The 21,035-nt window shown below is 65.1% G+C and carries 21 protein-coding genes and 1 tRNA gene; 12 read left to right on the forward strand and 10 right to left on the reverse strand.

Features of this window, described 5'->3' with window-relative positions:
- Positions 1 to 202 precede the first annotated feature (202 nt).
- From VF194_RS12940 to VF194_RS12950, 3 genes are all read right to left on the reverse strand, one after another.
- Positions 203 to 2,707 carry a DNA translocase FtsK gene (locus VF194_RS12940; protein ID WP_330891592.1) on the reverse strand — a complete coding sequence of 835 codons (2,505 nt, stop codon included), beginning with the start codon at positions 2,705 to 2,707 and terminating at the stop codon, positions 203 to 205.
- A gap of 105 nt (positions 2,708 to 2,812) precedes the next feature.
- The gene (locus VF194_RS12945) at positions 2,813 to 4,033 is read right to left on the reverse strand and encodes an aminotransferase class I/II-fold pyridoxal phosphate-dependent enzyme (RefSeq protein ID WP_330891593.1); all 1,221 of its coding nucleotides are present in this window, start codon (positions 4,031 to 4,033) and stop codon (positions 2,813 to 2,815) included.
- A 266-nt stretch (positions 4,034 to 4,299) separates the two neighbouring features.
- The gene (locus VF194_RS12950) at positions 4,300 to 4,548 is read right to left on the reverse strand and encodes a hypothetical protein (RefSeq protein WP_330891594.1); all 249 of its coding nucleotides are present in this window, start codon (positions 4,546 to 4,548) and stop codon (positions 4,300 to 4,302) included.
- A gap of 102 nt (positions 4,549 to 4,650) precedes the next feature.
- Here VF194_RS12950 and VF194_RS12955 point away from each other — a divergent pair, with 102 nt between their 5' ends.
- Together VF194_RS12955 and VF194_RS12960 are read left to right on the forward strand one after the other, a co-directional pair.
- Positions 4,651 to 4,950 (forward strand): hypothetical protein, encoded by a 300-nt coding sequence (locus tag VF194_RS12955; protein ID WP_330891595.1) that lies wholly within the window; start codon positions 4,651 to 4,653, stop codon positions 4,948 to 4,950.
- A 170-nt stretch (positions 4,951 to 5,120) separates the two neighbouring features.
- Positions 5,121 to 5,732, forward strand: coding sequence for a cytochrome b/b6 domain-containing protein (locus VF194_RS12960; RefSeq protein ID WP_330891596.1), 612 nt, complete (start codon positions 5,121 to 5,123; stop codon positions 5,730 to 5,732).
- 40 nt (positions 5,733 to 5,772) lie between these two features.
- Here VF194_RS12960 and VF194_RS12965 read toward each other — a convergent pair whose 3' ends face one another.
- The 4 genes from VF194_RS12965 to VF194_RS12980 all read right to left on the reverse strand — a co-directional run bounded on the left by VF194_RS12965 (position 5,773) and on the right by VF194_RS12980 (position 10,761).
- Positions 5,773 to 8,076 (reverse strand): mechanosensitive ion channel domain-containing protein, encoded by a 2,304-nt coding sequence (locus tag VF194_RS12965; RefSeq protein ID WP_330891597.1) that lies wholly within the window; start codon positions 8,074 to 8,076, stop codon positions 5,773 to 5,775.
- A 490-nt stretch (positions 8,077 to 8,566) separates the two neighbouring features.
- Complete coding sequence (locus tag VF194_RS12970; protein ID WP_330891598.1) at positions 8,567 to 9,310, reverse strand: hypothetical protein; 744 nt, start codon at positions 9,308 to 9,310, stop codon at positions 8,567 to 8,569.
- A 134-nt stretch (positions 9,311 to 9,444) separates the two neighbouring features.
- Positions 9,445 to 9,654, reverse strand: a complete 210-nt coding sequence (locus tag VF194_RS12975) for a hypothetical protein (RefSeq protein WP_330891599.1) — start codon at positions 9,652 to 9,654, stop codon at positions 9,445 to 9,447.
- Positions 9,655 to 10,761 (reverse strand): Fic family protein, encoded by a 1,107-nt coding sequence (locus VF194_RS12980; protein ID WP_414656101.1) that lies wholly within the window; start codon positions 10,759 to 10,761, stop codon positions 9,655 to 9,657. It lies immediately after the preceding gene.
- 261 nt (positions 10,762 to 11,022) lie between these two features.
- Here VF194_RS12980 and VF194_RS12985 point away from each other — a divergent pair, with 261 nt between their 5' ends.
- On the forward strand, positions 11,023 to 11,304 hold the full coding sequence (locus VF194_RS12985; protein WP_330891600.1) for a hypothetical protein: 282 nt from the start codon (positions 11,023 to 11,025) through the stop codon (positions 11,302 to 11,304).
- A gap of 182 nt (positions 11,305 to 11,486) precedes the next feature.
- Here the strand turns inward: VF194_RS12985 and VF194_RS12990 are convergent.
- A tRNA-Phe gene (locus VF194_RS12990) sits at positions 11,487 to 11,562 on the reverse strand.
- Positions 11,563 to 11,684: 122 nt separating this feature from the next.
- Here VF194_RS12990 and VF194_RS12995 point away from each other — a divergent pair.
- Together VF194_RS12995 and VF194_RS13000 are read left to right on the forward strand one after the other, a co-directional pair.
- Positions 11,685 to 12,482 (forward strand): ABC transporter ATP-binding protein, encoded by a 798-nt coding sequence (locus VF194_RS12995; protein ID WP_330891601.1) that lies wholly within the window; start codon positions 11,685 to 11,687, stop codon positions 12,480 to 12,482.
- Positions 12,479 to 13,291 carry an ABC transporter permease gene (locus VF194_RS13000; RefSeq protein ID WP_330891602.1) on the forward strand — a complete coding sequence of 271 codons (813 nt, stop codon included), beginning with the start codon at positions 12,479 to 12,481 and terminating at the stop codon, positions 13,289 to 13,291. Before VF194_RS12995 ends, VF194_RS13000 begins: the two co-directional genes overlap by 4 nt.
- 9 nt (positions 13,292 to 13,300) lie before the next feature.
- Here the strand turns inward: VF194_RS13000 and VF194_RS13005 are convergent, their stop codons facing one another.
- Both VF194_RS13005 and VF194_RS13010 read right to left on the reverse strand, forming a co-directional pair.
- On the reverse strand, positions 13,301 to 14,302 hold the full coding sequence (locus VF194_RS13005) for an MBL fold metallo-hydrolase (protein WP_330891603.1): 1,002 nt from the start codon (positions 14,300 to 14,302) through the stop codon (positions 13,301 to 13,303).
- A complete protein-coding gene (locus VF194_RS13010) occupies positions 14,299 to 14,691 on the reverse strand; it encodes a DUF2306 domain-containing protein (RefSeq protein WP_330891604.1) in 393 nt (130 codons plus the stop codon). Before VF194_RS13010 ends, VF194_RS13005 begins: the two co-directional genes overlap by 4 nt.
- Before the next feature lie 113 nt (positions 14,692 to 14,804).
- Here VF194_RS13010 and VF194_RS13015 point away from each other — a divergent pair, with 113 nt between their 5' ends.
- From VF194_RS13015 to ahcY, 7 genes are all read left to right on the forward strand, one after another.
- Positions 14,805 to 15,512 (forward strand): response regulator transcription factor, encoded by a 708-nt coding sequence (locus VF194_RS13015; RefSeq protein ID WP_330891605.1) that lies wholly within the window; start codon positions 14,805 to 14,807, stop codon positions 15,510 to 15,512.
- Positions 15,513 to 15,538: 26 nt separating this feature from the next.
- Positions 15,539 to 17,107: a stimulus-sensing domain-containing protein gene (locus VF194_RS13020; protein ID WP_330891606.1), complete on the forward strand. Its 1,569-nt coding sequence runs from the start codon at positions 15,539 to 15,541 to the stop codon at positions 17,105 to 17,107.
- A 92-nt stretch (positions 17,108 to 17,199) separates the two neighbouring features.
- Positions 17,200 to 17,709 (forward strand): HPr kinase/phosphatase C-terminal domain-containing protein, encoded by a 510-nt coding sequence (locus VF194_RS13025; protein WP_330891607.1) that lies wholly within the window; start codon positions 17,200 to 17,202, stop codon positions 17,707 to 17,709.
- Positions 17,710 to 17,716: 7 nt separating this feature from the next.
- A complete protein-coding gene (gene rapZ / locus VF194_RS13030) occupies positions 17,717 to 18,640 on the forward strand; it encodes an RNase adapter RapZ (RefSeq protein WP_330891608.1) in 924 nt (307 codons plus the stop codon).
- An 82-nt stretch (positions 18,641 to 18,722) separates the two neighbouring features.
- Entirely contained in the window at positions 18,723 to 19,130 is a 408-nt protein-coding gene (locus VF194_RS13035; RefSeq protein WP_330891609.1) for a PTS sugar transporter subunit IIA, read from the forward strand.
- Complete coding sequence (locus VF194_RS13040; RefSeq protein ID WP_330891610.1) at positions 19,130 to 19,429, forward strand: HPr family phosphocarrier protein; 300 nt, start codon at positions 19,130 to 19,132, stop codon at positions 19,427 to 19,429. The genes VF194_RS13035 and VF194_RS13040 overlap by 1 nt, the downstream gene beginning before the upstream one ends.
- Before the next feature lie 110 nt (positions 19,430 to 19,539).
- Complete coding sequence (gene ahcY, locus VF194_RS13045) at positions 19,540 to 20,934, forward strand: adenosylhomocysteinase (RefSeq protein WP_330891611.1); 1,395 nt, start codon at positions 19,540 to 19,542, stop codon at positions 20,932 to 20,934.
- Positions 20,935 to 21,035: the final 101 nt, after the last annotated feature.

Consider the following 21,035-nt stretch of genomic DNA (forward strand, 5'->3'; position numbering starts at 1 on the left):
TGACCTCCTACCAGCAGGGATGGTGAATCTGATTCGTCGAAAACCCGAAACCCAAAACCGGCGCCGACTCACAAAGGACTCACCACCGTCTCAAACAGGTCCCAAGACACGATTCAGAGACATCGAACTACGCTCTAGCCGCAGCACCCCGTCTTTGCGATCTTCAGCGACTTGGCCGACATCCGGCGCGCATGAGCGTATTCTATTCTGCCGCGTCGATATTGCGGGCGAGGACCTCGCGCTTGCCGACATGGTTGGCGGCGCCGACCACGCCTTCCTTCTCCATCCGCTCCATGATGCGGGCGGCGCGGTTATAGCCGATCTGCAGATGACGCTGGATGAAGGAGGTGCTGGCCTTGCGCTCGCGGCAGACAAGCGCCACCGCCTGATCGTACAGGCTGTCTTCCTCGCCGCCCTCGCCGCCCATGCCCGGCAGGCCGAACTTGCCGCCCTCGGCATCGGCGGTGACCGCCTCGACATAGACCGGCTCGGCCTGGTCCTTGAGGATCTTGACGACGCGCTCGACCTCTTCGTCGGAAACGAACGGCCCGTGCACGCGCTGAATCCGTCCGGCGCCCGGCATGAACAGCATGTCGCCCATGCCCAGCAGCTGCTCGGCGCCCTGCTCGCCCAGGATAGTGCGGCTGTCGATCTTCGAGGTGACCTGGAAGGAGATGCGGGTCGGGAAATTGGCCTTGATCGTGCCGGTGATGACATCGACCGACGGCCGCTGCGTCGCCACGATCAGATGGATGCCGGCGGCGCGCGCCATCTGCGCCAGGCGCTGGATGGCGGCCTCGATGTCCTTGCCGGCGACCAGCATGAGGTCGGCCAGCTCGTCGACGATGACGACGATGAAGGGCAGAGGGTTGAGGTCGATCGGCCGCTCCTCGTAGACCGGCTTGCCTTCCTCGTCGAAGCCGGTCTGCACCGTGCGGCCGAGCTTCTCGTTCTTGGCGCGCGCCTGAGCCAGGCGCTCGTTGTAGCTGGCGATGTTGCGCACGCCGAGTTCCGACATCTTGCGATAGCGGTCCTCCATCTCGCGCACGGTCCATTTCAGCGCCACCACCGCCTTGCCCGGTTCGGTGACCACCGGCGCCAGCAGATGCGGAATGCCGTCATAGACGGAGAGTTCCAGCATCTTCGGATCGACCATGATGAAGCGGCATTGATCCGGCGTCAGCCGATAGAGCAGCGACAGGATCATGGTATTGATCGCCACCGACTTGCCCGAGCCGGTGGTGCCGGCGACGAGAAGATGCGGCATCTTCGACAGGTCGGCGATGATCGGCGAACCGCCGATATCCTTGCCGAGCGCCAGCGCCAGCTTGCTGCTCGGCGCCTCGAATTCCGCCGAAGACAGCAGCTCGCGCAGGTAAACCGTCTCGCGCTTGGCGTTGGGCAGCTCGATGCCGATGGCGTTGCGGCCCGGAATGACGGCGACGCGCGCCGACAGGGCGCTCATCGAGCGGGCGATATCGTCGGACAGACCGATCACGCGGCTCGACTTCGTGCCGGGCGCCGGCTCCAGTTCGTAGAGGGTGACCACCGGGCCGGGACGCACCTTGGTGATCTCGCCCTGCACGCCGAATTCGTTGAGCACGGATTCGAGCATGCGGGCATTCTGCTCCAGCGCATCCTCGTTGATCTTCTCGCGCGCCGAATCCGCCGGCGGCGGCTTGAGCAACGACAGCTCCGGCAGTTCGAAATCGCCATCGCCGAGATTGAACGAAGTCTGCGCCTCGCGCGCCGCCCGGCTGCCGGCCTTGGGCTTTTCGATGCGACGGGCCACCCGGCCGCCCTCGGCGCTCTTCGCGGCGGGCAGGCGGGGCAGATCCTCGTCCTCATAGTCAGCGTCGTCCTCGAGATCGACCGGATCGACATAGCCGTCATCGACCGGAACGGCGCGGCGGCGGCTCAGCAGACTCGGTTCGGCTTTCCGCAAGGCCGGCGCCTCGTCATCCTCGCTGTCGCGGCTGAAGAAACCGCGCAGGCGGCCGATCACGCCGCCGACCGCTTCCGGCGCTTCCTGGCCGGCGCGGGCCACCGCCCGGCCGCTGCGATAAAGTCCCTGAGCGGCAAGGCCGGTCGTCGCCGCGGCGCCGAGGCCCAGGCTGGCACCCATGCTGCGCCATTCGTTGAGGCTGAGGCCCGAGGCGAAGTAGAAGGCCAGCACGGCGAAGCCGAAGCACAGGATTGCCGGCAGCACGGCCGAGGCCGGCAGGCCAAGGCTGACCGCCAGCGGCACCAGCTGGCGATAGAGAATGACGTCGCCGAGAATGCCGCCCAGGCCGGTGCGCAGGCTCCAGACGGTGGGCACCGGCAAGGCCGCCGCAAAGCTGCCGAACAGCAGCAGCGTCAGCGGCACCAGCGCGACATTGAGCCACCAGCGCGGCAGGCCGCGATGCGACACGACGCGGAAGCCCCAGCTGGCCAGCAGCAGCACCAGCAGCCAGGCCGAGAGGCCGAGCGTCTGCAGCAGGACGTCCGACAGATAGGCGCCCGGCAGGCCGAGCCAGTTCTGCGCCGGGTTCGGCGTGGCATGGTTGAAGTTCGGGTCGGCGGGATCGAACGTGGCCAGGGCGAGCGCAAGCAGGAAGCCGACCGCGAGCAACAGCACCCCGCCGCCCTCGGTGGCACGCAGGCGCAGGAATTCGTCGAAGCCATCCGGGAAGAACCGCGCTTTTTTCTTCGACCTGGAAGCCATGCCCTTCCTCGCCGCTTTTGCCATCACCCATTAACCATAAGAAACAGACACGACACAGACACGACACTGGGCCGGGGCAGAGCGACTCCGCCCCAGCTTGTGGATTTAGCCCCCGAGAACGTTACCGATTCGTTGAAGCGCCAGCCTGGTGGTCTCCAGATCGGCCACCAGAGCGAGGCGAAGATACGGTTTTCCGGCCTTTTCGCCGTTATTTTCCGGCCGGGTCAGGTACAGGCCGGGCAGGCTGCGGATGCCCGCCTGCCGCCATAGCCGCTTCGCCGCCGCCTCCGAATCGCCGACATCGAGCCACAGATAGAAGCCGCCCGCCGGCCGGAAGAAACCGAAACGGTTGCCGAGGGCATTCTGCGCCATGTCGAATTTCTGGCGATAGAGCGCCCGGTTCTCCTCGACATGCCGTTCGTCCTGCCACAGGGCTGCGGAGGCCTCGGCCACCGGCATCATCAGCCCGGCGCAGCCATAGTTGCGCAACTTGATGAAGGCCTGGGTGATGCGGGCATCGCCGGCGCAGAACCCGGAGCGCAGGCCCGGCATGGAGGAGCGTTTCGACAGGGAGTGGAAGACGACGACATTCTTCAGGGCGTCATCGCTCGCCTTGCCGCCGCTGAGCCGCAGCGCCGCCTCGAGTCCGCCCGGCGGCGGCACCTGATCGTAGATCTCGGCATAGCATTCGTCGAAGGCGATGACGAAGTCGTATTGCCGGGCCAGTTCGATCAGCCGCGTGAGATAATCCAGGCTCGCCACCGTGCCCTGCGGATTGGCGGGCGAGCACAGATAGACCAGTGCCGTGCGCGCCAGCACATCGGCCGGCAGGCCGGCGAAATCCGGCAGAAAGCCGTTTTCGGGCGTCGCCGCCACGAAATACGGCTCGGCGCCGGCTGTCACCGCGGCGGCGACATAGGTCTGGTAGAAGGGATTGGGCATCAGCACCAGCGGGCGCTCGTTCTTCGGTCCCTTCTTCTCCGGCACGACCACGCCCGCGATCATGTAAAGGCCTTCGCGGCTGCCGTTCAGCGCCACGATCTGGCGCTCCGGGTCGATCAGGCCTTCCGGCAGGGCATAGCGGCGCTTCAGCCAAGCGGCGCAGGCAGCGCGCAGTTGCGGCGTGCCGTTCGGCGTCGGATAGCGGCTCAGGCTGCTCAAATCGCGCGTCAGGAACTCGGTGACGAAGCCGGGCATCGGATGCTGCGGTTCGCCGATCGACAGATTGATCGGCGTCAGTCCAGCCGGCAGCGGCTCGGCATCGAGCAGGGCGCGCAGGCGGGTGAACGGATAATCGGTCAGCAGGTCGAGCCGGGGATTAAGCATGATCTCTGTCTGGGATGGGGCGGGCGGCGAATCGAAGAATAATATATTGCCCCGCAATCTACGGGGGGATGACTCCGGGGGCAAGCGCGCGATTTCCCTGGGCGATCGCCCTGGAAAATACCGCTTTGCCGCCCCTCTTTCCGCTATCGCTTGATGCCGCGCGCTATTGGTGAGGCGCGCCTTTCGGCCTGCGGGTGAAGCAACGCCGAGGACCGCCCGAGCCGTACCGGCCGGCAACAGCCCGGATCGGCCCTCGGCTGCGCGCGCTATTTGATGTTCAGGATCTTCTTCGCCTGGTCGAGCTTCATCATCGATTGCTCGTGCCGGCCGGCCTTATGCAGCGCCTCGCCTTCGGCCCGGAGCTGCGTCACCTCGGCCTTCTGGTCGGCGGTGAGATTGGCATTGGGCAGGGCCGCATCGATGGCGGCCATGTCCATCGGGCAGTGATTGGCAAACGCGGCTGGCGCGGCCAGCAGCAATGCCGCGGAAAAGGTAACGATCAGAGCTTGCTTCATGGACGATCCTTCCCTTCGGCTTCGAGCGGCAGATCACCCCCGCCGCGATATTAGTGCCGCCTGACGGGGCGCAAGCTCACATCTTCGTGTTATACTGCCTCTATGACCGGCAAGACCTTTGCCTCTCCCGCCTGCGCGCTGTCCGAAGCGCCGGACAGCTATCTCGGCTATCTGACGCCAACCGAGATCGCCGCCCGGTTGCGCGGCCTGGCCCTGGCGGCGCGGCAGGCCGGAGCATCCGCACCGGCCGAGGCGCTGGAGCGGCTATGCCAGGATCTGCCGGCGGCGGAACCCGCACCGATCGCTGCGAGCATCGCTGCGGAGCTGGATGCGTTGCTGCCGAAAGTGCGCGACGACCGGCTGCACGCGGCATTGAAGGAGATACGCGCCGCGCTGGCCTGATCTTTGCCGCCGGCGCCATGTCCGGAGCGGATCGGCAGCTTCCTGCCAAGGATGCAGCCGCGACCGGTCATCTTTGGTCGGCGGGCCTTGATCTACAGCAATGCGCTGCAGGGCGGCGAGCATTACGGTTACGCCCGCTTCAAGCCTCCGCAGACGAAAGAGCCGCCACAATGTCGAGAATCATTCGCGTTTGGGATCCCCTCGTCCGTTTCGGACATTGGGCATTGGTCGTTTTGTTCATCGTCGCCTATGTCAGCGAGGACGATTTCCTCATCGTCCATAGCTGGGCCGGCTACGGCATCGCCGCCGTGGTGACGATCCGGATCGTCTGGGGCTTCATCGGCACGCCCCATGCGCGGTTCAGCGACTTCGTCTATCGCCCCTCTGCCGTATTCGGCTATCTGCGCGACCTCGTGTCCTTCCGCGCCAAGCGCTATCTCGGCCACAGCCCGGCCGGCGGCGCGATGGTGGTGGCGCTGCTGCTCTCGCTGGCCGCCACGACCGGCACCGGCATGGCGACCTTCGCCGTGCGCTACGAGCGCGGCCCTCTGGCAACTTTCGTCGTCGCCGATCCGTCCCAGCCGCCGCCGGATATCGCCGCCGCCAAGGCGCAGCGCCGCATCGACCGCCGCGGCAGGGAGATCAAGGAAGTCCACGAGTTCTTCGTCAATCTCACGCTGGTGCTGATCGGATTGCATCTTGCCGGCGTGGCGCTGGCCAGTCTGGTGCACCGCGAGAACCTGCCGCAAAGCATGGTCACCGGCGACAAGCGCGCGGAATGACGATCCCGCGAACGGCGATCTTGCCGGATCTTCGCAGACGTTAGGGCAGCTGAGACTTCGGTTCGGCGCCGGAGGCGGCAGCGCCATCCTCCGGCTTTCCCGCCCCGTCAACGCCGTCCAATGCGGCGGCAGGCGCTGCATCCGAGACGATGTGCACCGGCGGCGCCTTGCCCTGCTTGTCGCTGCCGAAATAGATCCGGTGGTGCGGAAACGGAATCTCGATGCCGAGTTCGTCGAAGCGTTTCTTGATCCGCTTGCTGAATTCGCGCCGCACGCTCCATTGCTGCGCTGGAAGGGTGCGGAACCGCGCCTTGATCACCACGCCTGAAACGTCGAGCTGATCGACGCCCCACATCTCGAAGGGATCGAGGATGCGGGCATTCCACTCCGGTTCGGCGCGGAATTCCTCGGCAAGCTGCTTCAGCACCGCGATGACATTGTCGATATCCTCGCGATAGGCGACGCGGACCTCGAACACGGCCTGGGCGTAGCCACGTGTCATGTTCTTGATCTTGGTGACTTCGCTGTAGGGGATGACGTGGAAGATGCCGTCAGCGTCGCGCAGGCGGATGGTGCGGATCGAGATATCCTCCACCACGCCGGCATTGCCGCCGAGGTCGACGATGTCTCCCACCGAGATCGTGTCTTCGGTCAGGATGAAGACCCCGGTGATGATGTCCTTCACCAGGCTTTGCGCGCCGAAGCCGACGGCGATGCCGATCACGCCGGCGCCGGCCAGAAGCGGCGCGATATTGATGCCCAGTTCCGACAGCACGATGAGGCCGGCGATGAGGCCGAGCACGATCGAGACGGTGCGGCGCAGCAGCGGCAGCAGGGTCCGCACGCGGCCCGAGCGCGGCGTCGGCAGGCCATCCGGCCCCGGCTGCGTCAGGTAATATTCGATTGCCGTCGCCGTCAGCTCCCAGAGCACCAGCGTGGTGACCACGACCAGAGCGATGGTGACGATCCGGGCGACGATGCCGCGGCCGGTTTCGGTCGTGACCCAGGTCAGCGTGTCGATCCCCCAGGCCTGCAGGATGGCGAAGGCGGCAACGACATACAGCGCGCCGCGCACCAGGCCGATCAGCAGCGGCAGATAGCGATTGGCGCGCGCCTCAAGACCGGGGAACCTCTGGCGCGTTTCGCGGCCGATGGCGAAGAGGCGCCGGAAGCCCTCCGCGGCGGCGAAGCGCAGCAGCCGGACCAGGAACAGAATCACGATCGTCAGCAGCGTGCCGCGCAGGATGATGTGAAAGCCGCCCTGGACGTCGAATGCCCAGACTGCATAGGCCGCCGCAATATAGAGCAGCGCCAGGACATGCCAGACATCGCCGGCGCGCTGGCGCAGCACGCGCCAGGTCCGCCAGCGGCTTTCGGCCGGCGGCGCGGTGCCGCGGATGCGGGCGGCGACGGGCGCACGGGCCTGCAGCACCAGCACGGCCAGCAGGGCGGCGAAAGCGAAGCCGATCAGCTTGGCGATGGTATCGGCCGCCGCCGGCGGGACATGCAGACGGTCGGCGATGCGCACGATGGCATAGCCGTAGATCGCAAAGGCGCTGAGCCGGCGCAGCCAGAGCAGGATATAGGCGGCAGTCTCCTCATCCACATGCAACGCCCGCATTGCTCCGCCGCCGCGATTGAACAGGAAATCGCCGACGACCCCCACGGCCGTTGCAGCGACGAAGGCCAGCACGACGATCTGCGCCAAGTCGCGGGTGATCGCGTTCGGCGCGATGAAGGTCAGCATGCCGTAGGCCGCGGCCGCGAAGACCACGATCGGAATCAGGCCGATCAGGGCGCGCAGGATCGCCAGAATCATCTGCAGCCATGGATGGGGCGTGGCTTCGCCTTCCACCTGCGGCGGCCGCAAGGCGGCCAAGGGCCGGCGGATCAGAACATGCGCCAGCGCCTGCAGAAGCAGGGCGACGATCAAGGTCGCGCCAAGCTTCCACAGCACATCGGTCCACAGAGCCCGCCGATGCGGATTTTCCACCTGCAGCCGCGCCCAGTCGGCGAGCGCCGGCAGATCGGAGAATATGGCGCCCAGGGCGGCGAAGGCGCTGCCGGCGCGGCGCATCTGCATCATCATGCCGTCGATGATTGCCGCCCCCGGGTCGGCGGATTCGGCGGCAGCCGCGTTCTGCCCCGTTTCCGCCTGGCCTGCAGCCGCCGGCTTGCCGCCCGCCTCGCGCGCCGCCGCCAGTGCCCGCAAGCTGTCGATCAGCTTCCTGCGCTCGGCGTCATTCTCCAGACTATCGGCCAGCGCCTTCAGCTCGTCCGGACTGAGCGGCGCCGAAGCCGCGGATTGGCTCGCGCTGCCGGGAACAGCCGCCGGCTGCGCCACGGCCGGCGGAGAAGCCAGCGTCCCGAACAGGATGACTACCAGCAGAGATGTTATGGGGAGCGCCCGTGCCGGCCGGCACGGAACCGGAAAAATCGTGCTTTTCGTCATTGCGGGGAGTTTAGGCCGGAGGACGCCGAAAAGCCAATCCGGGGAGCCGCCTGGAAGAAAGAATCGAGCAATTCCAGACGGTTCGCCCCAAGCGCGCGCTTAAATCCTGTCGCCAGGCGCGGCTCGCCGTTCAGGATTGCAGGAAAAGCGGGGCAATGGTGCCCGGGGCGGGATGCTTCAAGTGAGCGATTTCAGCTACTTAGAGCAAGGTGGGACACTTCGATCTTCCCGCATTTTATTGGGTTTTTCCCCCTCGGTGTCCCACTGGCGCGTACATGCGCAAACCTTACGCTCGATTACTCACCGCTGCCGTAATTGAAGATCAATTTGTTGTCTTGCGGTGGATTTGAGTAGTGCGGGATGCCGTCCGGGTTGAAGCCTCCTAGAACCAAGTGATGCGTTGCGGCCAAGCCATGTCGTTTCTCCAGTAGGATTGCGCGAACGACACGGCGTCGCCATCCGCCTGGATGAGGCATCCCTTCCATATCCCGGCGGTTGGCTGCAAGGAGATGATCCGCCCGGACAGCAGCGAACTATCCTGGCGATCGAAACCCGCATAGACGATCTCGTTTCCCTTCAGCCCCGACGGGAATCGCTCGTCCGGGGCGAAGGCCGGGCGCTCGGCGGGTTCCCATTCAAGCGGCACGGTCTTCCGCGCTAGCGCGCGCACAACGCCAGGTTCGACATTGTCGGTCGTCATGAGTGCCTTGCGTGTCGCGTTGATGCTTCCTGTAAGAAGCAGCCTGCGCGCCTCGGTCTGGAATTCATACCATTTGGCGTGAACGAAATGCCTGTCGGTGCGGGACGGCTTTACCAGCACGACTGGCTGCGGCCATGCCGCCGCTTTCTCGAACGGAAACGGGCTCGCCCCGGCTTTGGTGACTGCAACGCTCATACGAGACAACGCAAGTCCCGAAGCCATCTCGCGCAAGGCGATGCCGTCGCGATCATGATAAGGTGACATGACCACCGCCTCGGAGCATATCCCGTAAGGCGCGAGAAGGCCGGGTAACTGATCCAGCACTGGATCGTTGATGGGATGCACGAGCCGCACCGGCGGAGCTTCCGCCTCGTCTGCGCCGCGTTCCGCAGCGAGGCGGGCGCCGCCGCAAAGTCGTCGACCCATTCCGATCGCGGGATGCGGATGTCGGGCCGCGACCCGGCGGCCTCAAGGAAGTGCAAAATCGCGAAAAGCGCTGGCGGCGAAGCCGGGCGCAAGCGCCTCGAACACTTCGCTGTTCCTGCCATGTCCGTGAAAAGTCACGTTGCCGCTGCCACGAGCAGTAAGTCGTCTTCATCGCCAGCGAGATAAATGCACTTCGCATGAAAGACGCCGTCGGGCAGTGCGACCGGGATCAGCCGGTATTCCTGCCCCACGCGCATGGAGCGCCGCTCCAGCAGCGATGTGCGATAGCCTTCCGCGTCGGCGATAAGCCAGATGTCGGAGCAGCCGCCGCGCTCCCCCTGCAATCAGTCCGTGGGAGCCAACGAATAGCTGGTGCTGCGCCCCCCTCCTTCGTCCTTGACCAGTATCCCGCGCTCCAGCAGATCAGTGATGTCGCGCAGTGCCGTATCCGGCGAGCACTTCTCGATCTTTGCCCATTTGGACGATGTTAGTTTGCCCTCGAAGCCGTCGAGCAACCGGTTCAGCATGTCGCGCTGGCGCTCATGCAGGGAATCGCCCGCATGCTTTTCCCAAAAGCGCGCCTTCTTCAGCACGCCCACCAGAATCTCTTCCGCGCCGTCAAACGCCCGCGACAGGCACGCAAGAAACCACGCCAGCCATTCGGTAATGTCGAGATCGCCCTTCTGCGTCCTTTCGAGAATCTCATAGTACGCGTTGCGCTCCTGGCGGATTTGCGCGGACATGCTGTAGAAGCGCTGCGGATTCTGCTCCGAGCGCGCAAGCTGCATGTCGGCGATAGCGCGCGCGATGCGCCCGTTGCCGTCCTCGAATGGGTGGATGGTCACGAACCACAGATGCGCAACGCCGGCCTTGAGCACGGGATCGATGCCGCCCTCACCGTTGAACCAGTCAAGAAACGCCTGCATGTCGCCGGCAACGCGCTCCGCCCTCGGCGCTTCATAATGCGCGCGCTCGCGCCCGACCGGCCCCGAGATCACCTGCATCGGCCCTGACTTGTCGTCGCGCCACGCGCCGACCGTGATCCGGTGCATCCCGCTGCGGCCGGTCGGGAAGAGCGCAGCGTGCCAGCCGAACAGCCGCTCGTCGGTGAGTTCCTGATCGTATTTCTGGGTCGCATCCAGCATCATCTCGACGACGCCCTCGACGTCGCGGTCCGCCGGAACCAGCCCGCCGACATCCATGCCAAGACGCCGGGCGATGGATGAGCGCACCTGGTCGCGATCGAGGATTTCACCCTCGATCTCGCTGGACTTCATGACTTCCTCGGTCATGGTCTGGAGCGTCGCCTCGCGGCGGAGGTCGAACCCAAGCCCCTCCATCCGCCCGATCAGCCGCCCCTGCCGGTGCCGGACGGCGGCAAGCGGCTCCGCCAGAACCTTGTGATCCCAGCGAAACTCCGGCCAGTCCGGCAATTCATGGATATAGGGCATAATCTCCGCACCTCTTGCGGTGATTATGCCCAGCTAATCTCCGCACGGTCAAGAACAATCTCCGCGTAACATGCGGAGATTAACCGCGCTATTCACCGCAACACAGCGGGCCGGCGGAATCAGTATGTCATCGACGGGGCGGCCAAGGACCTGATCGAACGCTACGGGGCCGACCCGGAGAAGATCGAGAGCGCCATCGATCTGGCCGCCGATCCGGAGCGCCGGATCAAGTTCCAGGCCGATGTGCAGGACTACGTCGACATGTCGATCAGCTCGACGATCAACCTCCCGGCGTGGGGCTCCGACCTCAACAACGAGGGCAAGGTCGACGAGTTCGCCCAGACCCTGGCCAAGTACGCCCACCGGCTCCGTGGCTTCACCTGCTACCCGGACGGCAGCCGTGGTGGTCAGCCGCTGACCCCGGTGAACTACTACGAGGCCCTGGATCACGTCGGCAAGGAATACGCCGAAGCCGAGGCGACCGAGGTGGTCTACGCGGACATCTGCGACATCTCCGGCAAGGGCGGAACCTGTGGCGTCTAAGCCTTCCAGCAGGGGAAACAGAGAGGGCCCCCTTTTTTGTGCCTCATATGGCACTCATGTGGCACGCACACCCGCGAAAAGGTGCGAAACGGTGCGAATCCTGGCGCATGGACGCGAACCGTCGCGAAGGGGAAATTGACCCCTAAATCGCTGATATATCGAATTTTTCCCGGAAAAGAAGGTGGTGCCCAGGGCCGGAATCGAACCAGCGACACGAGGATTTTCAGTCCTCTGCTCTACCAACTGAGCTACCTGGGCCCACAATCGTCTCGGCCCATCAGGAACCGCAACGGCGCGGGGTTATAGACAAATTCCTCTGGCCTGTCCATATCAACGGGCCGACAATTTTCTTTGCGCCGCCAATCGCTTCGCCGGATCCTATGTCGCTCGAACCACATCCTGCCGCCGCCATCGCCGTGACGGGGCTGGCCAAACATTACGACGCCGTCGCCGCCGTCGCCGGGATCGATTTCACCGTCCCGGCGGGCAGCGTGACGGCCTTGCTGGGCGGCAACGGCGCCGGCAAGACGACAACGCTGGCGATGCTGCTCGGCCTGCTCAAACCCAGTGCCGGCAGCATCCGGGTATTGGGTACCGACATGTTGCGCGACCGCCATCGCGTGCTGGCGCGGATGAATTTCTCCAGCCCGTACGTCGATCTGCCGCACCGCCTGACCGTGCGGCAGAACCTGCGCGTCTTCGCCCAGCTCTACGCCGTACCCGAGATGGAAAAGCGCATCGAGCAACTGGCCCGCGAACTCGATTTCGCAGCCCTGCTGGAGCGCCCGGCCGGCCAGCTATCGGCAGGCCAGAAGACCCGCGTTGCCCTGGCCAAGGCGCTGATCAACACGCCGGAGCTGCTGCTGCTGGACGAGCCGACCGCCTCGCTCGATCCCGATACCGCCGACTGGGTACGCGGCCTGCTGGAGCGCTATCGGCAGGAGCGTAACGCCACCATCCTGCTGGCCTCGCACAACATGAGTGAGGTCGAGCGGCTCTGCCAGCAGGTGCTGATGATGAAACAGGGCCGCATCGTCGATCGCGGCACGCCTGCCGAGCTGATTGCGCGCTATGGCCGGCGCAATCTCGAGGAGGTCTTCCTCGATATCGCCCGCAACCAGGGCAAGGCCGCCCAGGCAGCCGAGCAGCAACAGCCGGTCGAGGAGAAAACCGCATGAGCACGGAAATCCTTGGCGTCAGCCCCGGCCGGATCGCCGCCATGGTGCGCCGGCATTGGTATCTGCTGTCGGGGTCCTGGACCCGGGTCGCCGAGCTGATCTACTGGCCGACGGTGCAGATGATCATGTGGGGCTTCATGACCCAGTTCCTGGCCGGCAAAACCTCGTATGTCGCGCAGGCCTTCGGCGTGCTGCTCTCGGGAGTCATGCTGTGGGACAGCCTGTTCCGCGTGCAGCTCGGCGTCGCCATATCCTTCCTGGAGGAGATGTGGTCGCGCAACCTGGGCAATCTCTTCGTCAGCCCCTTGCGGCCGACCGAATTCGCCGCCTCGGTGCTGCTGATGGGCCTGATCCGCACCCTGGTCGGCGTCATCCCGGTCACCCTGATGGCCTGGTGGTTCTTCGGCTTCTCGATCTACTCGATGGGCCTCGCGCTGGCCGGCTTCTTCCTCAGCCTGACCCTGTTCGGCTGGTCGCTCGGCATCGCCGTCTGCGGCCTGATCATGCGCTATGGCCTCGGCGCCGAAAGCGTCGCCTGGGGGTCGATGTTCCTGCTGCTGCCGCTGTCGGCCGTGTACTACCCGGTCAGCGTGCTGCCTGGCTGGCTGCAGCCGATCGCCTGGTCGCTGCCGCCGGCCTATGTCTTCGAAGGGATGCGCTCGGTACTGATCCAGCATGTCGTGCGCTACGACCTGCTGGCCGGCGCTTTCGCGCTGAACGCCGTCTACCTGATGATCGGCTCGGCCGCCTTCATGGCCTGGTTCGAAGCGGCGCGCCGGCGCGGATTGCTGCTGGGCCAGGGCGAGTAGCCCCGGCGCCTAGTTCTGCGGCCAGGGCTTGAGCGCGCGGCTTTCCCCGATGCGCAGCAGCCAGGCATCGTCGTCGGCATAGCCCGCCTGCCGCGCGGCGGCGCGATAGCGGTGCGGCGGCTCGAAGGGCGGCTCTTCGGTCAGGATCACCGTGCCCCAATGCATCGGCACCAGGCGGCGCGCGCCGATATCGCGGCCGATGGCGACCGCCTCTTCGGGCGTTGCATGATGATGCGCCATGATCGTCTGCGGCTCGTAGGCGCCGATCGGCACCAGGCCGTAATCGAAGGGCCCGTAACGTTCGCCGATCTTGCGGAAGACTGGACCATAGGCGGTGTCGCCCGAAAAATAGACGCGCAGTCCTTCGGCTTCGAGCGCAAAGCCGGCCCAGAGCGTGCGGTTGGCATCGAACAATGTGCGCTTCGACCAGTGGATCGCCGGCAGAGCCGTAATGCAAAGATCGCCCAGCGCATGGCCGTCATGCCAGTCCAGCTCTATGACATCGCGGAAACCGAAACGGCGGAAAAAGCGGCCGAGTTTCAGCGGCACGACCACGCTGAGGCGATGCCGATGCGGCAGCCGGCGCATGGTGTCGACGCAGAGATGGTCATAATGGTTATGCGAGATTACCACGGCGTCGAGCGGCGGCAATTGCTCGGGCTTCAGTGCCGGCGGCACGAAGCGCCGCGGCGAGAAGCGGCGGATCGGACCGGCGACCTCCCCCAGATAAGGATCGAGCAGAATGGTCTTGCCGCCCAGCCGCAACAGGAAAGCGGCATGCCCCAGCCACAGCAGGGCCGGCCCCGGCGGCAAGGCATTCCAGCCGGCCAGCACGGCATCGCGATCCAGCGCATGATCGGCCGGCACCGGCGGCGGCTGACTGGCGTTGCGCATCATGCGGCGCAGGAAACGCCATTTGGTCGCGAAGTCCGGCTGCCGGTCCGGGCTGCCCGGCGGATTGCGGAAGCCGCGCGCCGTATGGTGGTAAGGCTTGCCGCCCGCCTGCTTCATCCGAACAGCAGATGCCCGAGCAGCCGGTTGGGCAGCAGCGTGAATATTCCTGCCAGGACGAGGCCGCCGAAGAAGATCGAGATCATCACCCGGCGATGCTGCTGCACCTTGCCGCGGCGAATCATGACGATGGCATAGAATAGGCTGAGCAGCGTGGCTACCGAAAGGATATGGATCGGGCCGAAATGCCCCGGGTTGATCGTCTTGATCCAGAACGAGCTGAGGGCGGCCAGCGTCATGGCAGCGACCCATAGCCAGCCCAGCTTCTTATGGGAAATCGTGCCTTTCGGACGCCACAACATCACGATGCCAAGCACCAGGGCGAGCGACGTGCTGGCGAGATGGATCTGGATCGCCGGACCGGCGGCGGTAATCGGAGCAAAATTCATGGTCCCACTCTATTTGGGCCCGGTGAAATTCCGCTATGGCATTGCTATAGTGGCGTGACTTCAATCACACATTCGGGCCGGAAAACGTCGGCCTTCATATCAGGGAATTTGCCTTGAGCGCCACCATTGCCCTGGTCGACGACGACCGCAACATCCTCACCTCCGTCTCCATCGCCCTGGAGGCGGAAGGCTATAAGGTCCGCACCTATAATGACGGGGCCGAGGCCTTGCGTCATCTGACCCAGCAGATGCCGGACCTGGTGATCCTCGACATCAAGATGCCGCGCCTGGACGGCATGGAGACCTTGAGCCGCCTGCGGCGCATCAGCAACGTGCCGGTGATCTTCCTCACCTCCAAGGACGAGGAGATCGACGAGGTGCTCGGCCTCAAGATGGGCGCGGACGACTATATCACCAAGCCATTCAGCCAACGGCTCCTGATCGAGCGCATCAAGGCAGTGCTGCGCCGGGCCGAAGCGAACAAGCCGGGAGCGGAGGAAACCGCGGCCGACAAGCTGATCACGCGCGGACCCCTGGTGCTCGATCCGGCCCGGCATCGCTGCACCTGGAAGGGGCATGACGTGACGCTGACGGTGACCGAATTCCTGCTGCTGGAGGCACTGGCGCAGCGCCCGGGTCATGTAAAGAACCGCGACCAGCTGATGGACGCGGCCTATGACGACAACGTCTATGTCGATGATCGCACCATCGACAGCCATATCAAGCGGCTGCGCAAAAAGTTCAAAGCCGTGGATGACGATTTCGACGCGATCGAAACCTTGTATGGCGTCGGCTATCGCTTCAAGGAGCAGCTATCCTGAAAGAGGCACGTCCGCGGCAGCGGCTGATGTCGCCGCTGACCCGCCGCATCCTGCTGATCAATCTGGCGGCGCCGATCTCGCTGATTCTGGCCTTCCTCTACCTGGATCAGTTCCGGCTGGGCCTCATCGAATCGCGCCTGACCTCGCTGCGCTACGAAGCCAACCTGATGGCGGGCGCCCTGGGCGAATCCGCGATCAGCCCGGAGGAATTCACCCCGACCCTCGATCCGGAAATGGCGCGGCAGCTCCTGCGCCGCCTGGCCGCCCAGTCGAGCGCCCGCGCCCGGCTTTACGGCACCGACGGCCAGTTGATCGCCGACAGCCGCCTGCTGCTGGCGGCGGGCCGCGGCGTCATTACCCGGCAATTGCCGCCGCCGGAGATCGACACGCCCTGGGAGCGCGCGCTTGTGCATGTCTACGAGCGCATCAACGCGCAGTTCATGACGCATCTCGATCTGCCGAAATATGTCGAACTGCCGTTCACCCATGCCAACGACTATATCGAAGCGCGCAAGGCGCTGGCCGGCGATGCCTATAGCCAGCTGCGCGATCTCGGCGGCGGCCGCATCATGCTGTCGACCGCCGTGCCCGTGCAGGGCCTGCGCAAGGTGGTCGGCGCCCTCATGCTCAACGTCGACAGCACCGAGATCGACACCCGGGTTCGCGAGGAACGGCTGTCGGTGCTCAAGGTCTTTGCCGCGGTGCTCGGCTTCACCGTGCTGGCTTCGCTTTACCTTGCCGGCGCCATCGTGCGGCCGGTGCACCGCCTTGCCGAGGCCGCCGAGCGCATCCGGACCGCCAAGGGCCGCATCGCGCATCTGCATATCCCCGACTTCTCCGGCCGCAACGACGAGATCGGCGACCTGTCCGCCGTGCTGCGCGCGATGACCACGGCGCTGACCCAGCGCCTCGACTCGATCGAGCGTTTCGCCGCCGATGTGGCGCATGAGATCAAGAATCCGCTCACCTCGTTGCGCAGCGCCATGGAAACCTTCGCCCGCACGGAAAAGCCGGAACTGCGCGAGCGCCTGCTGACGGTGATGCAGGACGATGTGCGCCGGATCGACCGTCTGGTTACCGATATCTCGGCGGCGTCGCGGCTCGACAGCGAGCTGGCGCGCACCGAAGCGGCGCCGGTCGACATCGCCGCGATGCTGCGCTCGGTGGTCGATACCTATGCCGTGCGCGCGGAAGCCAGCGGCGGACCGAAGGTCGAACTCAGACTGATCGAGCCAGGCCCCTATCTTGCGCATGGCTTCGAAAGCCGGCTCGGCCAGGTCGCCCGCAACCTCATCGACAATGCCATCTCGTTCAGCCCGCCCGGCGGCACGATCACCGTCGCGGTGCGGCGCGAGCCGCGCCATGTCATGTTCAGCGTGAGCGATGAAGGCCCGGGCATTCCGGAAGAAAATCTGGAATCCATTTTCGACCGCTTCTACAGCGACCGCCCCTCGGAAGAGGCTTTCGGCCTGCATTCCGGTCTCGGCCTGTCGATCGCCCGTCAGATCGTGCAGTCGCTGGGCGGACGGATTTACGCTGAAAACCGCGACGACGGCACCAGCGGCGCCCGCTTCACGGTTCGCCTGCCGCTTTAACCATTCCCGGTCCAATTCATCCACAACATACCTCGGGATTTCCCGGCAGGGTGTATTGACTCGGCCCCCACCCGGCGGCAGGCTGCGCGGCCATGCTGACGCTTCACGGAAGCTGTGTCGCCCTTGCCGGTTCGGCGGTGCTGCTGCGAGGCCCTTCCGGGGCCGGCAAATCCGACCTCGCGTTGCGCCTGCTCGATGCCGGCGCACAGCTCGTAGCAGACGATCAAACCATCCTCCGCCGCCATGCCAGGCCGGGCCAGAAGCCGTTCCTGCTGGCCTCTGCGCCGGAGACCATAGCCGGGCTGATCGAGATTCGCGGGATTGGCCCCGTCGATATCCGCAGCATGGGACTTGCGCCGGCGCCGCCGACGCCGTTGCGGCTGATCGTCGACCTGGCAGGCGGCAGCGATGTGCCTCGCCTGCCGGAGTCGCGTTATGAAGCGCTGCTTTCCGTTCCGCTGCCCTGCCTGACACTGGATGCCTTTGCCGCCAGCGCGCCCGTCAAACTGAAATGGGCGCTGGCCCGCGCAGCGGCCGGCCGCCTGTTCGCGCCGGACGAAGCCTTGGCGATGCGTCCGCATCTTGTGGCCCACTGCGCCTGACGTAAGCATGGCGAGCACAGATCCACGCCCGGCCACCGCTGCTTCAGCTCCTGCACCGGTCGCTCTGGTCAGCGGCATGTCGGGCGCCGGCAAGACCGCGGCGTTGAAGATGCTCGAGGACCTGGGCTACGAAGCCGTCGACAATCTGCCGATCTCGCTGTTGCGGCGCCTCACCATGCCGGAGGAAGCGGCGGCGGCCTCGGGCACGGCCGGGCGGCGCGCGCTGGCCGTCGGCATCGATACAAGGACCCGCGATTTCCAGGCGGACGCCGTCGCCACGCTGGTCACCGAACTCAAGCGCCGGGAGGACCTGATCGCCCAGCTCGTCTTTTTCGATTGCGACGACGACGTGCTGCTCAAGCGGTTCACCGCCACGCGGCGCCGGCATCCACTTGCCGCCGACAGGCCGATCACTGACGGGATTGCCGCCGAGCGGCGGCTCATGCAGCCGCTGAAGGCCTGCGCCGACGTGCTTTTCGACACCACCACCCTCGCGCTTCCCGAATTGCGTCAGCGTCTGGCAGCGCAATTCGCGCTGGACGCTCAGCCGACGCTCAGTATCATGGTGGTATCGTTTTCCTACAAGCATGGGCTGCCGCGCGAGGCCGATCTGGTGTTCGATGTGCGCTTCCTGCGCAATCCCCATTATGACGAGCAACTGCGGCCGCTCACCGGAGAGGATGCGGCCGTTGCCGCCTATGTCGCCGCCGATCCCGGCTATCCGGAATTTTTCGCAAGGCTTTCGGAGATGATCGCGCTCTTGCTGCCGCGCTATGCCGCCGAAGGCAAGCGCTATCTCACCATCGCGATCGGCTGCACCGGTGGTCGGCACCGCTCCGTGGCGGTCGCGCAAGCGCTCGGCAAAAGCTTGCGCGAGGCCGGACAACGTGTCGATATCCGCCATCGCGATCGTGACCTGGTGAGTTCCTGAGGCTCGACTGTGGATCGCGACCTGACCCAGCATTTGAGGATCGTCCCGCCCCTATGACCGGTATCGTCCCAGGATCGGCTCCATGATTGGCATCGTCGTCGTCACCCACGGCCGTCTGGCCGAGGAATTCATCCACGCCACCGAGCATGTGGTCGGACCGCAGCAGAACATGCAGGCCGTCTGCATCGGCCCGGATGACGATATGGAGCAGCGCCGCAAGGACATCCTCGCGGCGGTCGCCGCGGTCGACAAGGGCAAGGGCGTGATCGTGCTGACCGACATGTTCGGCGGCACGCCCTCCAATCTTGCGATCTCGATTATGGATCAGGCCAAGGTCGAGGTGATCGCCGGCGTCAATCTGCCGATGCTGATCAAGCTCGCCAGCGTGCGCGGCAAGGCCGACCTGGCCGCCGCCGTCGGCGCCGGCCAGGAGGCCGGCCGCAAATACATTAACGTGGCCTCCAAGCTGCTGGCGGGGGAGGCGGATTGATGGCGGCCTCGATCAGCCTGGGCGAGCCGCTGAAACGCAGCGTCACCATCGTCAACCAGCGCGGCCTGCATGCCCGCGCGGCGGCGAAGTTCGTCCAAGTGGTGGGCAAGTTCCCCAATACGAAGATCCAGGTCCATAAGGACGGCCAGACGGTCAATGGCGAGTCCATCATGGGTCTGATGATGCTGGCCGGGGTCCAGGGCAGCAGCATCGAGATCATGACCAGCGGCCCCGAGGCGGAAGCCGCCCTCAAGGCGTTGACCGAGCTGGTCGAGGGCAAATTCGGGGAGGCCGAATAGCCGCCCATTATATTCCTATATAAAGATTTCCTTATATAAGTCTGGACAGCGCCGCCCCGCCCCTGCTATATCCGGCCCGGTTTTCGATCCCTGGAGCTGGAGCGAGCGGAATGAGCGCGGATTACAAGATCAAGGATATCGGCCTGGCCGATTGGGGCCGCAAGGAACTGGACATGGCCGAGACCGAAATGCCCGGTCTGATGGCCGTGCGCGAGGAATTCGGCAAGAAGCAGCCGCTCAAGGGCGCCCGCATCGCCGGTTCGCTGCATATGACCATCCAGACCGGCGTGCTGATCGAGACGCTGAAGGCGCTCGGCGCCGATATCCGCTGGGCCTCGTGCAACATCTACTCCACCCAGGATCATGCCGCCGCCGCCATCGCCAAGGCCGGCATCCCGGTTTTCGCCGTCAAGGGCGAAACGCTGGAGGAATACTGGGAGTATACCCACAAGATCTTCGAATGGGCCGATGGCGGCACGCCGAACATGATCCTCGACGATGGCGGCGACGCGACGCTTCTGATCCATCTCGGCATCCAGGCGGAGAAGGACCCGTCCGCCATCTCCAAGCCGACCAATGAGGAAGAGACCGTCCTTTTCGCCGCGATTGCCAAGCGGCTGAAGTCTTCGCCGGGCTGGTATTCGAAGATGGGCGCCGCCATCAAGGGCGTCACCGAGGAAACCACCACCGGCGTGCATCGCCTCTATCAGATGGCCAAGGAAGGCCGCCTGCTGTTTCCCGCGATCAACGTCAACGACAGCGTGACCAAGTCGAAATTCGACAATCTCTATGGCTGCCGCGAAAGCCTGGTGGACGGCATCCGCCGCGGCACCGACGTGATGATGGCCGGCAAGATCGCCGTCGTTGCCGGCTTCGGCGATGTCGGCAAGGGCTCGGCCGCCAGCCTGCGCAATGCCGGCTGCCGCGTCATGGTCACCGAAATCGATCCGATCTGCGCCCTGCAGGCGGCAATGGAAGGCTATGAGGTCGTCACCATGGAAGATGCTGCGCCCAAGGGCGACATCTTCGTGACCGCGACCGGCAATGTCGACGTGATCACGGTGGACCATATGCGGGCGATGAAGCACCGCGCCATCGTGTGCAATATCGGCCATTTCGACAGCGAAATACAGATCGGCGCGCTGCGGAACTACAAGTGGCACAACGTCAAGCCGCAGGTCGATGAAGTCGAGTTCCCCGACGGCAAACGCATCATCGTCCTGTCGGAGGGCCGCCTGGTCAACCTGGGCAACGCCACCGGCCATCCGAGCTTCGTGATGAGCGCCTCTTTCACCAACCAGGTGCTGGCGCAGATCGAGCTGTGGACCAATCCAGGCAAGTACGAACGCAAGGTCTACACGCTGCCGAAGCATCTCGACGAGAAGGTCGCCAGCCTGCATCTGGCTAAGGTCGGCGCCAAGCTGACCAAGCTGACCCCGCAGCAGGCGAAGTATCTCGGCATCAGCGAGACCGGCCCGTTCAAGGCCGATCACTACCGCTACTGAGCCGATACACACGCCAGATCATGGCGATGGCCGGCCGGAGCATCCTCCGGCCGGCCATTGTCGTTCTGAGGCCTTGTTTTCGCCGGCCGGGCTGCGGATAG

The organism is Ferrovibrio sp. (assembly GCF_036381655.1).
Lineage (GTDB): Bacteria > Pseudomonadota > Alphaproteobacteria > Ferrovibrionales > Ferrovibrionaceae > Ferrovibrio.